At 65.7% G+C, this 13,808-nt stretch carries 12 protein-coding genes; 8 read left to right on the forward strand and 4 right to left on the reverse strand.

Features of this window, described 5'->3' with window-relative positions; genetic code table 11:
- Positions 1–292: 292 nt before the first annotated feature.
- Positions 293–2,836: a hypothetical protein gene (locus ACOQPI_RS01485; RefSeq protein ID WP_420617951.1), complete on the reverse strand. Its 2,544-nt coding sequence runs from the start codon at positions 2,834–2,836 to the stop codon at positions 293–295.
- Between the two features lie 209 nt (positions 2,837–3,045).
- On the opposite strand from ACOQPI_RS01485, the gene ACOQPI_RS01490 reads away from it, so the two are divergent.
- Both ACOQPI_RS01490 and ACOQPI_RS01495 read left to right on the forward strand, forming a co-directional pair.
- Complete coding sequence (locus ACOQPI_RS01490) at positions 3,046–3,258, forward strand: type II toxin-antitoxin system Phd/YefM family antitoxin (protein ID WP_420617952.1); 213 nt, start codon at positions 3,046–3,048, stop codon at positions 3,256–3,258.
- Positions 3,255–3,527, forward strand: coding sequence for a type II toxin-antitoxin system RelE family toxin (locus ACOQPI_RS01495; RefSeq protein ID WP_420617953.1), 273 nt, complete (start codon positions 3,255–3,257; stop codon positions 3,525–3,527). Before ACOQPI_RS01490 ends, ACOQPI_RS01495 begins: the two co-directional genes overlap by 4 nt.
- 108 nt (positions 3,528–3,635) lie before the next feature.
- Here the strand turns inward: ACOQPI_RS01495 and ACOQPI_RS01500 are convergent, their stop codons facing one another.
- From ACOQPI_RS01500 to ACOQPI_RS01510, 3 genes are all read right to left on the reverse strand, one after another.
- The gene (locus ACOQPI_RS01500; protein WP_420617954.1) at positions 3,636–3,869 is read right to left on the reverse strand and encodes a hypothetical protein; all 234 of its coding nucleotides are present in this window, start codon (positions 3,867–3,869) and stop codon (positions 3,636–3,638) included.
- 48 nt (positions 3,870–3,917) lie between these two features.
- Positions 3,918–4,292, reverse strand: a complete 375-nt coding sequence (locus tag ACOQPI_RS01505) for a hypothetical protein (RefSeq protein WP_420617955.1) — start codon at positions 4,290–4,292, stop codon at positions 3,918–3,920.
- A gap of 633 nt (positions 4,293–4,925) precedes the next feature.
- Positions 4,926–9,215, reverse strand: coding sequence for a DEAD/DEAH box helicase (locus ACOQPI_RS01510; protein WP_420617956.1), 4,290 nt, complete (start codon positions 9,213–9,215; stop codon positions 4,926–4,928).
- 38 nt (positions 9,216–9,253) lie between these two features.
- Between ACOQPI_RS01510 and ACOQPI_RS01515 the strand changes: the two genes are divergently transcribed.
- The 6 genes from ACOQPI_RS01515 (at position 9,254) to ACOQPI_RS01540 (ending at position 13,794) form a co-directional block, all read left to right on the forward strand.
- Positions 9,254–9,823, forward strand: coding sequence for a class I SAM-dependent methyltransferase (locus tag ACOQPI_RS01515; protein WP_420617957.1), 570 nt, complete (start codon positions 9,254–9,256; stop codon positions 9,821–9,823).
- Positions 9,824–9,839: 16 nt separating this feature from the next.
- Positions 9,840–10,079, forward strand: a complete 240-nt coding sequence (locus ACOQPI_RS01520; RefSeq protein WP_420617958.1) for a hypothetical protein — start codon at positions 9,840–9,842, stop codon at positions 10,077–10,079.
- Between the two features lie 447 nt (positions 10,080–10,526).
- Positions 10,527–11,321 (forward strand): SDH family Clp fold serine proteinase, encoded by a 795-nt coding sequence (locus ACOQPI_RS01525; protein WP_420617959.1) that lies wholly within the window; start codon positions 10,527–10,529, stop codon positions 11,319–11,321.
- Between the two features lie 50 nt (positions 11,322–11,371).
- Positions 11,372–12,133, forward strand: a complete 762-nt coding sequence (locus ACOQPI_RS01530; RefSeq protein WP_420617960.1) for an ABC transporter ATP-binding protein — start codon at positions 11,372–11,374, stop codon at positions 12,131–12,133.
- Positions 12,130–12,843, forward strand: coding sequence for an ABC transporter ATP-binding protein (locus ACOQPI_RS01535; protein ID WP_420617961.1), 714 nt, complete (start codon positions 12,130–12,132; stop codon positions 12,841–12,843). Before ACOQPI_RS01530 ends, ACOQPI_RS01535 begins: the two co-directional genes overlap by 4 nt.
- 3 nt (positions 12,844–12,846) lie before the next feature.
- A complete protein-coding gene (locus ACOQPI_RS01540; protein ID WP_420617962.1) occupies positions 12,847–13,794 on the forward strand; it encodes a branched-chain amino acid ABC transporter permease in 948 nt (315 codons plus the stop codon).
- Positions 13,795–13,808 lie beyond the last annotated feature (14 nt).

Raw genomic sequence — 13,808 nt, forward strand, 5'->3', positions numbered from 1 at the left:
GACCTGCGACGACCAGCAGCACTCCCGCCGCCGGACCAAACCGAGTGAAGCATCGTCATCATGGGCAACTTTCTATCAGACCGGGCCAATGGTTCAAAGTCTATAGGGTCGCCGAGACCCGATGGGCAAGGAGCCGACTTGACTCCACTCGACGGGCTGAGCCTGACCCCGGCTCAACACGGGGAATAGTTTGTCAGGTCTACAAGGAAGTTTCAAACACTCCCAGACAATCTTCCGACGGTTTCTGAAAGTTGGGATTAGGGCTAAGCGGGAGAAATATGAGGCGATGCCGCTAGGCGCAGGCGTCTCGGGCCATGTCTCCGGCCGAGTCGCCCTCGAAGGTGGTGGAGCCCAGTTCGCGGCAGGCCAAGGCCACCGCGTTGTCGAAAACAGCCTCGGGAGTGGTGAAAATCTCCAGGGCGTTCTGGCGGGCGATGGCTTCCCGGCGGGTGTAGGGCAGCGAGCAGATATCGGCCACCCCGTCGTTGTCGCTGTCGAAGGCGTAGGTGCGGGGACCGCCCAGGCTCAGATTGGTGCAGAAGTCGGGGCCGCTTATAACCCCGGAGAAGAACTGCTGGGCGAGGATCGGGTCGACCGGGGGCGGCGGACCGGCCACGGCCCGGGTTTCGCAGGCGTCGTTGTCCAGGCTCTCGGGGCTGTCGCCGTAGTCCTCGGTGAGCTCCTCGCAGGCGGAGAGCGCCTCGGTGCGATATCGACCCTCGTTGAGGGAGGCCAGGGTTACCAGGGCGTTTTGGCGAGCCACGGCCTCGCGGCGGGTGTAGGGCAGCGAGCAGATATCGGCCACCCCGTCGTTGTCGCTGTCGAAGGCGTAGGTGCGGGGACCGCCCAAGCTGTGGTTGGTGCAGAAATCAGGGCCGTCGACGATGCCGGAGAAGAACTGGCTGGTGACGGTGATGGTGACGGTGTCGCGGTCCACGCCGCCGGCTCGGTCGCTGAGGGTGAGCGTGAAGGTGAGCTGCACGCTGTCGAGCCCGCCTAGCTCGGGGGCGATGAACGACGGCCGCGCGGAGAACTTGCTGAGGAGGGGATCGAGACCGGAGTAGTCGGTGCCATCGGGGAGGAAGGCCCGCAGGACCACGTTTCGCTCATAGGAGGTGAGGGGGCGCTGGATCTGGGGAGGCGTGGTGGCGAAGCCGGTGTAGGCCCACGACCATAGGAGTTGCGTGCCGGGGTCGGGATCGACACTGGCGGTGCCGTCGAGGCGGACGAAAGAGCCGGGCTCCACGATCTGGTCGGGGCCGGCATCGGCGATGGGCCGCTCGTTGCGGCCGAGCACGGTGACGGTCACATAGTCGGTATCGCCCACCCCCCACTTGTCGGCCACGGTGAAGGCCAGGTGGATCTCCCGCTCGCCGTTTACCGGAACCTGGGGAGAGGCAAACGACACGGTGTCGGTGTTGGCGTTCATCAGCTCGACGGTGGGCTTGCGGAGGGGGACATTGCTGCTGTCGACCTGGACCCAGCGGTAGGCCAGGACATCGCCGTCTCTGTCGGAGCCGGTGCCGGTGATGAAAACGGTGCCCCGGCGGTTGGTGCCGCCTAGGGGGCCGTCTTCGGTGGGGAAATCACGGGGGGCGGTGGCCTCGGGGGGCACGTTGATGGCCACGGTGAAGGTTGCCTGGTCTCGGCCGATGAACCCGGTTGCGTCGGTTACGGCCACTTCCGCAGTGAAGCTCTGGCCGACGACTGCGTTGGACGGGACGGTGAAGATGGCCCGAGAGGTGGTGCCGGCCCGGTTGTTGGCGCTCTCCTCCACACCGGGGCCCGACCATTCGTGTTCCAGGGACCGCTCTTGGCGGGTGTCTTCATCGGAGGCGATGGCAATTAGCTGCACCGTTGCGCCGGGCTGCACCACGTAGCGCTGGACGGGGGCATTGGGGTCTAAGGCGTTGGCGTCTTGCACTGGCTGGCGGGCGTCGAGCAGGTCGAGTTCCACTGTGGGAACGCCGGGTACGTCGACCACGTTGATCCTCACCGTGGCCGCGACTTGCAGGCCGGTGGGGCTGGTGACGGTGAGGGTGTAGTGCAAGATGGCGCTTTGGCCCTGTTGGAAGTCGTTGGGCAACAGCAGGGAGAACGAGTCGCGGGTTCTTCGGTTGACGGGAACGTTGTAGGCCGACCGGTTGGGGACGGCCGAGATCTTCTGCCAGAAGTACTGGACTCGGCCGGTGCTGCCGGCGGGAAGGGTACCGATGCCCCGGAGGGTGAGGCAGGAGCCCTCTTTGATGTGCCACTCGTTGTCGTCGTTGCCGCTTTGGTTGGGGAGGATGGTTACGGCGTTGACGGAGAAATCCTCGTGCTCGTCTTCGCAGTCGTCTTGGTCGAGGTCGTCGATGCCGGCCGCGGGGCGAAATGCGGTGAGGGCGATGGCGGCGCTGGGCGGACCTTCGAAGCGGTAGGTGACGGTGTCGGTTGCGGAGGCGCCCTGGGGATCGGTGACGGTGAGGCGGAATGTGATGGTGTTGCCGTAGCGGTTGACCTCGCTTTGCGAGGGGGCGATGAACGTGGCCTCGCTGCCATGTGGGGAGCCGGTATGGGTGATGTGGAGCCAGTTATAGGTGGGGGTTACCACCATCCACTGGAAGGTGAGGTCGGTGACGTTGCCGTCGACGTCGAAGCTGCGGGCACCGTGGAGGGTGCGCTGGGTGGGCCCGATGGGGAGGGTCTGGTCGGGGCCGGCGGCGGCGATGGGGGCCAGGTTCTGGGCCTGGGCTGAGGGCGCGGCGAAGAAGAGCAGGGTGGCAATGAGGGCAGCGGCGAGAACGGCGCAGAGGGCGCGCTTGGGGGTGGCAGGGCGGGATGGGGAGGGGGCCATACCTCGCGAGGATACTGGCGCGCTGCCCTATATATAGGCGCGCGCTGGGAAAGGGGGCGCAGGCGGCTTCCTGGCTCCGCTGCGCACGCAGCTTCTTTTGTGGAGAGAGAAGGGGGGCGTGGATTGGGAGATTGTGTGGCACAATTGTGGCCATGGGTAGTGAGTCGCTGAGGACAGTGCGAGATCGGTTCTCTGAATTCATTGAGAGAGTGAGCACTCAACATGAACGGGTTGTCATCACCCGCAACGGCTCGCCAGCCGCGGTGCTCATGAGCCCCGAGGATCTCGAGTCTCTTGAGGAGACACTGGAGATCTTGGGCGACGAAGAGGCTATCGCCCAGCTTGCCGAGGCCCATCGTGCCTATTTGGAGGGCGATGTTGTGCGAGGGGTTGAAGCCGCAAGGGCGCTGCGCCCTTCATGAGCGAGCCTCCATACGAGTTGGTTGTCGCACGACCAGCAGCTACCACAATCGCCGAAGAGCTTCCCGAGGCGGTGGCCGCTGCGGTGATCGAGTTGATCACCGGGCCGCTGCTTGACAACCCCCGTCGTGTGGGGGTGGCGCTGAAAAACGAGCTTGAAGGGCTCTGGAGCGCCCGGCGAGGCACTTACCGGGTGCTTTATCGAATTGAGGAAGAGAAGCGGGAGATCGTCGTGCTGAGAATCGGCCACCGCCGAGACGTGTACCGGTAAAGGCCGACCTCAGCCTTCAACGCCCGGGAGGCCGTCGGTGTAGGTGAGGGTGTTGTTGGGGGTGGCGGGGGGGTGGCGGGGCAGGCCGCTGTTGAGGTGGGACCCCGCCTATTCTTCGGAGCGGTACTGGGTCGCAGCGCCTTTTTCCGAGAAGGTGTCGTTGTAGAGTTCGAAGTCTGGCAAGTCGGGCCAGGATTGAGAGGAGTCGTCGCCCGAGCTTTCTGCGGACACTGCCTCTCCGCCATTGAGCTTGGGGTCGGACGCCTGCATGGGCTCATCATAACGCACGAGCCCGAAAGTCAATACGGAAACCGCGACGACGAAACTGGCAATCGCAGCCACATAGGACCACTGAATGGCTTTGAGTTTGCCTTCGTTGGCCTCGAATCTTCAGAAGTGGGACAAAGCGAGGCTGTAGCGGACGCGGTGGAGATCCTCGCCCTTGACATATCCCCGATTGACGAGTTCGGTGATGTCAGGTCCAATTCCCCACCTCCGAGGCAGCAAGACCGACATTGCCAGCATTATGCCGAGAAAGGCGAAGGCCGCTGCGACAGCAGCGGAAACGCCATGAAAGCGCCCTTCGAGATTGATGATGCCCAGAGCGGCCAAACCAGATACCGGGATGAAGATGCCCAGCAGCAGCCCCGCCACTCGCCGATAGTGGTCGAGCCTGTCGTCCTGTTCGGAGCGCAGGCGCATGACCTCGTCGAGGATGACGGTGATCGTGGTTGCCCTGTTCTCAAGGACTTGTTTCTGATCCACTGCTATTTCCCTTTCGGGGATGTCAAAAGTGCCGCATAACACAGAGACAGCACTCATGCCGCCGGTAGGTGGCGGGCAGGCCTACGGCGGCGGGGTTCAGGCGGCGGGGCCGGTGTGGACGATGGCCACCATTGCGCCCATCATCGCCACCGCCACCCCGATGACGGTGAACACCATCGTGCGGGTGGTGCGAGCCAATTGGATCACTCGCTGGCACAACCAGCCTCCAGCATCTTGGGTTTGGAGGGAGACCGCAGCACCGTCTCCGAGTGATGGGCCGAGCCTACCGGGCGAAGCACACCCCAACAACCGCCCCACTTTCGGCTACCACCACTGGTCGAAGGAGCGGCTTTCTATACCGATGGGTTGGGAGTTGCGGGGGAACCGGACGAGCTCGCGGATGCTGCCGGGAAGAATTACGCAGTAGCGAAGTCTAAGTTGAAGCAGTCTTTGGTGGATTGCAGCAGCCATTCATCAATCGTTGGCCGGTTCACGCCCATGAGTACTGCGACCTCGCTGCTTGACAGATTCAGCGTTTCCATCACCCGGATCACTTCTTGGTGGGTTGTGAGCAATTCGTGGCGCCGTGACACGCCACTGAGTTTGTCTCCGGGGGCATCTAGGGGCTCTCCCCTATTGGGACGAAGGGAGGCCGTCGGTGTAGGTGAGGGTGTTGTTGGGGGTGGCGGGGGTTCTTGGGCCTTCGAAGAGGATTCCGGTGAGGTTTAGGGGGTCGCAGGCGGCGATGGTTACTTGCTGGTTGGTGCGGGGGTGGTTGCGGGCCTTTTGGAGCTGATCGGCGGCGGTGGGGAGGGCGAACTGCTCGCCGCTTTGGCCGGCCACGAAGCGGCCGCCTCTGACGATGCCCCGGTCTTCGAAGCGGCGCAGGGCTTTGAGGATGTCTCGCCAGGGGGTGGCGGCAGGGGTGGCGGGGTGGTGGGCGAGGCTGCGGAACACCACGCCCCAGCAAGCTAGGAGTTGGTGAGCGACGGCCTCGGCGAGGTCTTCGGCCGGGTATTCCTCGGGTTGTTGTACGAGCGACCAGCGGCCGGGGGCGGCGTGGGTTTCGCGAGACGCGCCATTGTTTAAGGCGCGATTTGTGCGCATGGCCCGGGTGCGCAGGGCTTGGGAGCGGAGGGTCTGGCCGGGGCGGTGGCGGCCGGTGCGGCGGCCGGTGCGGTTGAGCAGGGCTCGCACCGCGGCGAAGCCGTCGGCGGTGAACAGGCCGAGGGCCACGCCGTTCCACAGGGCCCGCTCGATGTCGTCGGGCAGGCGGTGGGTGGCGTCGGCCAGATCGGGGAGGAAGCTGGCGCCCTGGGTGTTGAGGATTTCGGCGATCTCCTCCACGGGGCCGGTTTCTGGGGGCTCGGGGGTGGTGGTGCGGGCGGCGGGGAGGAGCCAGGGGAGGTCTTCTCGGAACACGAGGGTGATGGGGGTGGCTTTGCGGGGGGCCATGGAGTTGGCCTTGGCGGGGGTGGTGGGGGGCGTGAGGCGGAGCCAGGCGAGCTCGCCGCGGTAGCAGAGCTCGTCGAGCCACATCGGCTGATAGTCGGGCAGGCGCTTTTGGATTATCTGTTTTTCCCAGGCGCCGGCGGGGAGGTCGAGGCCTTGGAGCTGCTCTAGGACTTTGGTGAGGCCGGGGCGGCCTCTCACGGTGGAGTCGGGGGTTAGGTGGTGCCAGTGGAGGAGGAAGCGCATGAAGTCTTGAGGGCTGGCGGCTTGGACCGAGGCCCGCTTTTGGCGGCGTGACAGGTAGGACATGCGTTGGAGGAGGCGGCGGGCGCACCAGGTATCGGGCGCAGCGCTGTTCAGGTGGTTGGCGCGCATGGCCATGCCTTCGGATTCGAGGGCGGCTAGGGCTTGGTGGACGGTTGGGAGACTTAGGGCCGTCTTGTCGGCCATTTGCTCGGGGGTTGTGGGGCCGGTTGCTTCTAGGTGGCCGCGGATGGTCTCTAGGGCTGAGTCTGGGTTTAGGGCTGTTTCGGCTAGCTCGGTGGTGGTCCAGAGGGATGTGTCACTGCTCGTGGTTACGGTGCGGGCTCGGCCTCGGGATTCGAGGTCGGTGTAGAGGGCTTGCCAATCGGGGTTGGGCCGGGTGATCACCAAGGAGGTGAGGAGATCGTGGAGTTCGTCGGGGTTGCGGGGGTCGGGGGTGATTTCCTCCACCACTTGAGCGATGGCGTCGGGGGTGATTTGGGCGAGGGTGGTCTCGTCGAGGGTGGTGGGCTGTTGGGCGCTTCTGGGGCGGAGGCCTCGGGGAACGGTTACGGCGTTGGTTCTTCGGTCGACGAGTTCGGCGTCGTCCAAGAAGGCGTAGGGGCGGGCGTTGACGATCTCATGGCTGAGGGGGGAGGGCTCGGTGGTGTCGCAGAAGTGGGTGCGGACCGCTCCGGAGCGGATGTTGGTGAGGAGCTGTTGGAGGCCGTCGACGTCGAGGGCCTCGTGGAGGGTGTCGTGGAGGGTTTGGCGCACCAGGAGGTGGTCGGGGATCTCGATGGGGCCGGCTGTGTTCTCCTGGCAGGCCGCCGCGCCGGGGAACACGGCGGCCATGATGTCGTCGGCCTCCATGCGCTGGATGGGGGGCGGGTTGCGCTTTCCGCCCCGGCTGCGCAGCACCACCAGGGCCCGGTTGAGGTTCCAGCGCCAGCGGGCGGCGAACATGGGCGAATCCAGCACGGCCTGGGTCAGCACCTCTTCCACCGAGTTTGGGTGCAGGAACTGGGGGACGTCGCTGAGGGGGAAGCTGTGGTGGGGGCCGAGCGACAAGATGATGGCGTTGTCGTTGGCCACCGCCTGGAGCTCGAAGTCGAAGCGGCGGCAGAGGCGCTTGCGCAGCGCCAGCCCGAAGGCTCGGTTGATGCGCCCGCCGTAGGGGGAATGCACCACGAGCTGCTGGCCGCCGGTGTCGTCGAAGAAGCGCTCGAACACGATGTCTGTGTGGGTGGGGACGGTGCCGAGGGTGGCTTGGGCCGCCGCGATGTAGGTCACGGCCTGTTCGGCGATCTCGGCGGTGGTGCCGTGGGCTTGGGCGAACTGGGCGGCGGCTGCTTCCAGGGCGCCAGCTTCAAGGGATTCAGTGTCGAGGGGGTCGGCGTTCGGGGCTTGCGGGAGGAGGCTGTATATATAGGCGCGCAGATCGGACACCTGCTGGGAGAGCTCGGCGGTGCGGGCGGGGGCCTCGCCCAGCCAGAAGGGGACGGTGGGCGGGGCGTCGCCGGCGTCGATCACCCGCACGGTGCCGGCGGCCACCTGCTTGATGCGCCAGGAGTGGGAGCCCAGCAGGAAGATGTCGCCGGCCATCGACTCCACGGCCCAGTCTTCGTTGACGGTGCCGATGAAGGTGTCGTCGGGCTCGGCCACCACCCGGTAGTCGCCGTTCTCGCCGATGGCGCCGCCGGAGGTAAGGGCGGCCAGGCGGGCGCCCCGTTTGCCCCTCACCTCCTGGTTGATGGAGTCGTGGTGGAGGTAGGCGCCCCGGGGGCCTCGGCCGGTGACCACTCCTTTGGCGGCCTGCTGCACGGCCTCGTCGAACTGGCCTTTGGTGAGGCTGGCGTAGGGGGCGGCCTTGGTGAACATCTCGTAGAGGCCACCGGTGGTGTGGTTGTCGTCGGCGGCGGCCTCGGCGATGAGCTGCTGCACCAGGATGTCGAGCGGGGCCTCGGGGGGGCAGACGGCGTCGAGCTGACCCTGTTGCACGGCGTGGAGCAGGGCGAGCGACTCGATGAGCTCGTCTCGGGTGAGGGGCCACAGGCGGCCCTTGGGGGTTCCGTGGCGGCTGTGGTTGGAGCGGCCCACCCGCTGGAGGAAGGTGGCGATGCTGCGGGGCGAGCCCACCTGGCACACCAGCTCCACAGGGCCGATGTCGATGCCCAGCTCCAGGGACGCGGTGGCCACCAGGGCCTTGAGGTCTCCGGCTCGGAGGCGGTGCTCGGTGCGGATGCGGCGCTCGGTGGACAAAGAGCCGTGGTGGGCGGCCACCGCATCGTCGCCCAGGCGCTCGGCCAGCTGGTGGGCGATGCGCTCCGACAGGCGGCGGGTGTTGACGAACACGATGGTGGTGTGGTGCTCGCCGATGAGGGTGGCCATGCGGTCGAGCACCATGTCCATCTGGGCGTGGGACACCACCGCTTCGAGCTCGTCGTCGAACAGCTCCAGGGCGATGTCGAGGTTGCGCTGATGGCCGGTGTTCACGATGGTGCAGTGGGCGTCGGGGGTGGTGCCGGTGAGGAGATCGGCGATGGTGGTGATGGGGTGCTGGGTGGCCGACAGGCCGATGCGGGTGGGGCGGGTGTTGGCCACGTGCTCGAGGCGCTCGAGGGTGAGGGCCAGGTGGCTGCCCCGCTTGTCTCGGGCGGTGGCGTGGATCTCATCGACGATCACCGTCTCCACGGTGCGGAGCACCTCGCGGCTCTTGGCCGCGGTTACCAGCAGGTAGAGCGACTCGGGGGTGGTCACCACGAAGTTGGCCGGCTTTTTGATCATGGCCGCCCGGGTGTGGGCCGGGGTGTCGCCGGTGCGCACGGCCACGGTGAGCGGCGGGGGCTCGAACCCCTGTTGTCGGGCCACCTCGGCGATCTCGGCCAGGGGGCGCTCCAGGTTCTCGGCGATGTCGGTGGCCAGCGCCTTGAGCGGCGACACATACACCACCTGGCTGGCCTTGGCCACCGTCTGGCCCGCGGCGTGGCGCTTGTAGAGATTGTCAATGGCAATAAGGAACCCGGCCAAAGTCTTGCCCGACCCCGTGGGCGCCGCAATCAGCGTGTCTTGCCCCGAAGCAATAGCCGGCCACCCCTCAGCCTGCGCCTCAGTAGGCCCCCCCGGAAACCGCCCCTCAAACCAAGCCCCCACCGCCGGATGAAATTCATAGCCAACATCAGCGCAAACACTCACCTCAACAGGCGCGGCGCTAGAAGGGGAAGCCACACCGCCACCCTACCCCCACCCTGTGACAGGATCGGCGGGTGGGATCTACTTGGGGTGGGCGGGTTTCGGGGCGGGATTATGACGCTCGGTGGGAGCGGTTGGAGGCCGAGGGGCACAATCCGCATGGGGAGGCTGATTTTGTGGACTCGCTGCTGGGGGGCTCGGGGCGGGTGCTGGATGCGGGGTGTGGGACGGGGCGGGTGGCCATTGAGCTGGCTCGGCGGGGGTTTGATGTGGCTGGGGTGGACGTCGACGACGAGATGATCTCGGGGGCTCGGGGCAAGGCGCCGGAGTTGGCTTGGCACCAGCTTGACTTGGCCTCTTTCGACTTGGGGGAGACGTTTGACGCGGTGGTGATGGCGGGGAACGTGCTGCTGTTTACCGTGCCGGGTACCGAGGCCGCCGTAGTGGCCCGCTGCGCCGCCCACCTCTCCCCCGGCGGAGCGCTGGTGGCCGGGTTCCAACTTCGGGGCGGGGGCTACGGGCTGGGCCGCTATGACGCCGACTGCGCGGCGGCCGGGCTCACCCTGTCGGAGCAGTACTCCACCTGGGAACGGGGCCCATGGTCCGGCGGCGACTACGCCGTGTCGGTCCACACCTCTATATAGGCGCGAGACTGGGAGGGTGCTGGGAGGGCCGGAGATCATCACTTTCTTTCTGCTGGCGCTGGGGGGTGCGCTGGCGGTGGGGAACATCGCCGCGCTGATCAACCCGGACGGGCCCCGCCAGCGCCGAGACGGCATCCCTCCCCCGCCGGGCGCCCCCGATGAACCGGCCAAGCCCAAGGTGGGGCGCAGCGTGGCGATGATCGTGGTGGGCCTGGTGATCGTTGTGTGGGCCATCGCCAGCCTCATCGGGGGGTGAGGCACACTAGATAGTGTCGCAGGAGCCGATAGAGTGGAGATATGTTGAGAGGGGCTGCCATGGCTGACGAAAATACTCGTGAGCAAGAGCACGAGAAATTGCTAGAGGAGGCGAAAGCCAAGCCTGGCGTGCGTGAAGCCCTAGAACTCTGGGAAATCACTAGGAAGCACCTTCCTAGCGACAATCAGCGTCCCAAGGAACGAGCTAGACGCCTTGCACGTGGAGCAAATGAGCTCTTGGTCCAGCCACGCTGACTCTTTCTTTTGCAACACTAACTTCCCCCACTGCAACCGACAATCGCACAACAGGGAGTGAACAACCGCTATGCCTACGTGGGGCGAGATCCTTGATGAGTTGAACTCAACCGTTCTCAGAGGCGGCCAACCGGACTATGACGGGGTGCGACGCCGCTACGTTCGGAAACTTCACGCTCTCACCGGACGTCCGGTGATTCTCTACTACAGCAACTGGTTCGAGGAGGATGGCGGTGATAGCCCCGACAGCTCCATGACATTGGCTGACATGCAGGGTTTCATGGAAACGGTCCGAGGCCTGAACGGTCCAAATTTGGACTTAATCTTGCATCTTCCTGGTGGCGACCCCCACGCGGCAGAAAACATCCTGAATTATCTCCGAGCTAAGTTCAAAGGCGAAATCCGAGTGTTCATTCCAATGGCTGCAATGTCAGCGGGAACAATGCTGGCCCTGGGATGCGATCGAATCGTCATGGGAGCTCACTCCCAACTCGGCCCCATCGACCCTCAAATCCCTCAAATATCTGGAGGGCTAATTCGCTATGCACCCACAAAGGCCATCCTCGAACAGTTCGACATGGCTCGACAAGACATCAAGCAGGATCCAAACGTGCTGGCGGTGTGGGCTCCAATCCTCCAGCAATACGGACCGTCGCTGCTAACGGAGTGCCAGGCTTTGGAGACATTGGCCAAGACACTGGTGCAGCAATGGCTACAGCAGTGGATGCTCAAAGGCAACCAACCTCTGGCAGCGTCAGTGTCTCAGTGGTTCGCCAACTACAACACTCATCTCTCGCACGGTCGTGGCATCTACCGTGACGATGCCAGAATGCAAGGTGTCGTCGTAGATAACTTAGAGAGCTCACAGGCATTTCAAGACGCCGTGCTCAGCGCCCACCATGCCACGATGCACACCTTCACCGGTTTGCCAGTGGCGAAAATCATCGAGAATCACTTGGGTATATCGGTTGTGCGATTCAGCCGCTAGCAGAGAGCCCGCAATACGGCTAAAGGTAACGGGGTAGGGTCGGGGGGGTTATGGCCTTGTTGGATGTGGCGGGGGTCACGGTGCGGTTTGGGGGGGTTACGGCCCTGCGGGATCTGTCGTTCACCGTGGACGAGGGCAGCATCTGCGGGCTGATCGGGCCCAACGGGGCGGGCAAGACCACCTTGTTCAACGTGGTGAGCCGAGTGTACGACGCCCAAGAAGGGGCGGTGGGCTTTGACGGGGCCGACCTGTTGGCCCGCCCGGCTCATGCCATCAGCGGTTTGGGCATCGGGCGCACCTTTCAGAACCTGGCGCTGTGGCCGGGCATGACCGTGCTTCAAAACGTGATGGTGGGCGCCCACCACCGCTCCAATATCGGAGCGCTGCGGGCCGCGCTGCGGTTGGGGTCGGGCCGGGAGGAGGCCGATCTGGCCCGAACGGCCTGGGATGCGCTGGACGAGCTGTCTTTGACCGATGTGGCCTTTCACCCTGCCGCTGGCCTGCCGTTCGGCACCCTGAAGCGGGTGGAGCTGGCCCGGGCGCTGGTGGGCCGGCCCCGGCTCCTGCTGTTGGACGAACCGGCCACCGGGCTGACCCAAACCGAGGTGGGCGAGCTGGGCGATCTGCTGGTGGCGCTGGCTGAGCGGCACTCGCTGACGCTGCTTTTGGTGGAGCACCACATGGGGATGGTGATGGGGGTTTCAAACAAGGTGGTGGTGCTGGACTTCGGGGCCAAGATCGCCGAGGGCTCCCCCGCCGAGGTGCAGAACGACCCGGCCGTGGTGGAGGCCTATTTGGGAGCCCCGCAGTGAGCTCGGCGTATCTGGAGGTGGCGGGGCTGAAGGCGGCCTACGGCGACATCCAGGTGCTGCACGGCATCGACTTCTCGGTGGACGAGGGGCAGATTGCGGTGATTTTGGGGGCCAACGGGGCGGGCAAGACCACCACGCTGCGGGCGCTGTGCGCCATGGTGTCCACCGAGGGGTCGATCAAGCTGGCCGGTGAGGAGCTGGCCAGCCAGCGCACCGCCGACATCGTGCGCCGGGGGGTGGCCCATGTGCCCCAGGGCCGGGGGACGTTCCCTGATCTCTCGGTGGAGGAGAACCTGATGGCGGGGGCGTTCGTGCGCTCTGACGCCGACGTGCGGGCCGATGTGGAGCAGTGGTACCAGACCTTCCCGGTGCTGGGTGAGCGGCGCAACCAGACCGCCGGCAGCCTGAGCGGGGGCGAGCAGCAGATGCTGGCCATCGCCCGGGCGCTGATGCTGCGGCCGTCATTGCTGCTGCTGGACGAGCCTTCGCTGGGGCTGGCGCCGATGATCACCCGCTCGCTGTTCGAGCAATTGGTGGCCATCAACGCCGATGCCGGCACCACCATGCTGGTGGTGGAGCAAAACGCCGCCCTGGCGCTGGGGGTGGCCGATGTGGCCTACGTGCTGGAGGCCGGGGAGGTGGCGCTGTCGGGCCCCGCCCACGAGCTGGCCGCCGACGACAACGTCCGCCGGGCGTATTTGGGGTACTGAGCGATGGGTGTGAACGGGTTGGCGTCGCTGCTGGGGGTGTTCGACATCTCCCTCGACAAGCTGAGCAACGGGGAGCTATGGCTGGCCCAGTTCTTTAGGGGGCTGAGCGACGGGGCCACCTACGCCTCGGTGGCACTGGCGCTGGTGATGATCTACAAGTCCACCGGGTTCATCAACTTCGCCCAGGGCTCGCTGGCCCTTTTGGGGGTGTATCTGGCCTACGTGTTCAGCGTGGAGCAGGGCCTGCCGGTGGCTCTGGCGGTGGTGTGCGCCATGGTGGCCAGCGCGGTTGTGGCCGCGTTCATCGAACGGGTGTTCATCCGGCCGTTCCCACCCGACCATGTGCTGCCGCTGGTGATTGTGACGCTGGGGCTGCTGTTGATCATCGACTCGGCGGTGGGGATCGTGTGGGGGTTCCGCACCCGCAGCCTGCCCAGCATGTTCCCCAGCGGGGCGCCCATCGAGTGGGGCATAGCCCAGCTCACCTGGCGCACCATCGGCAACCTCGGCACGGTGTTCACGGTGGTGGGACTGCTGTACCTGCTGCTGTCGCGCACCAAGGTGGGCTTGGCCTTCCGGGCGGTTTCGTCGAATCTGGAATCGGCCCGCCTGGTGGGCATCCGGGTGGGGCCGACGCTGGGGTTCGGATGGGCTTTGGCGGCGGCCATCGGCACCCTGGGCGGGGCGCTGGTGGTGCCCGACCTGCTGCTGGAGCCCTCCATCATGCTGCGGGTGCTGATCTTCTCGCTGGCCGCGGCGGCCCTGGGCGGGTTGGACAGCTTGGTGGGGGCGGTAATCGGCGGTTTGGTGGTGGGGTTGGCCCGCAACCTGCTGGTGACGTTCTTGGACCTGAGCGAGCTGGCCCTGGCCACCGCGGTGGCGGTGATCTTGGTGGTGCTCTTGGTGCGGCCGACGGGGCTGTTCGGATCGACCACGGTGGAGCGGGTATGAATCCGGCGAGGGAC

Origin of the sequence: Candidatus Poriferisocius sp. (assembly GCF_965219815.1) — a bacterium.
Taxonomy (GTDB): Bacteria; Actinomycetota; Acidimicrobiia; order Acidimicrobiales; family Bin134; genus Poriferisocius.

What these genes read in the sequence shown, in the direction of transcription:
- ACOQPI_RS01530 (WP_420617960.1), top strand. Translation starts at nt 11,372, where the DNA reads ATGGCCTTGTTGGATGTGGCGGGGGTCACGGTGCGGTTTGGGGGGGTT.
- ACOQPI_RS01485 (WP_420617951.1), bottom strand. Translation starts at nt 2,836, where the DNA reads ATGGCCCCCTCCCCATCCCGCCCTGCCACCCCCAAGCGCGCCCTCTGC.
- ACOQPI_RS01540 (WP_420617962.1), top strand. Translation starts at nt 12,847, where the DNA reads ATGGGTGTGAACGGGTTGGCGTCGCTGCTGGGGGTGTTCGACATCTCC.
- ACOQPI_RS01495 (WP_420617953.1), top strand. Translation starts at nt 3,255, where the DNA reads ATGAGCGAGCCTCCATACGAGTTGGTTGTCGCACGACCAGCAGCTACC.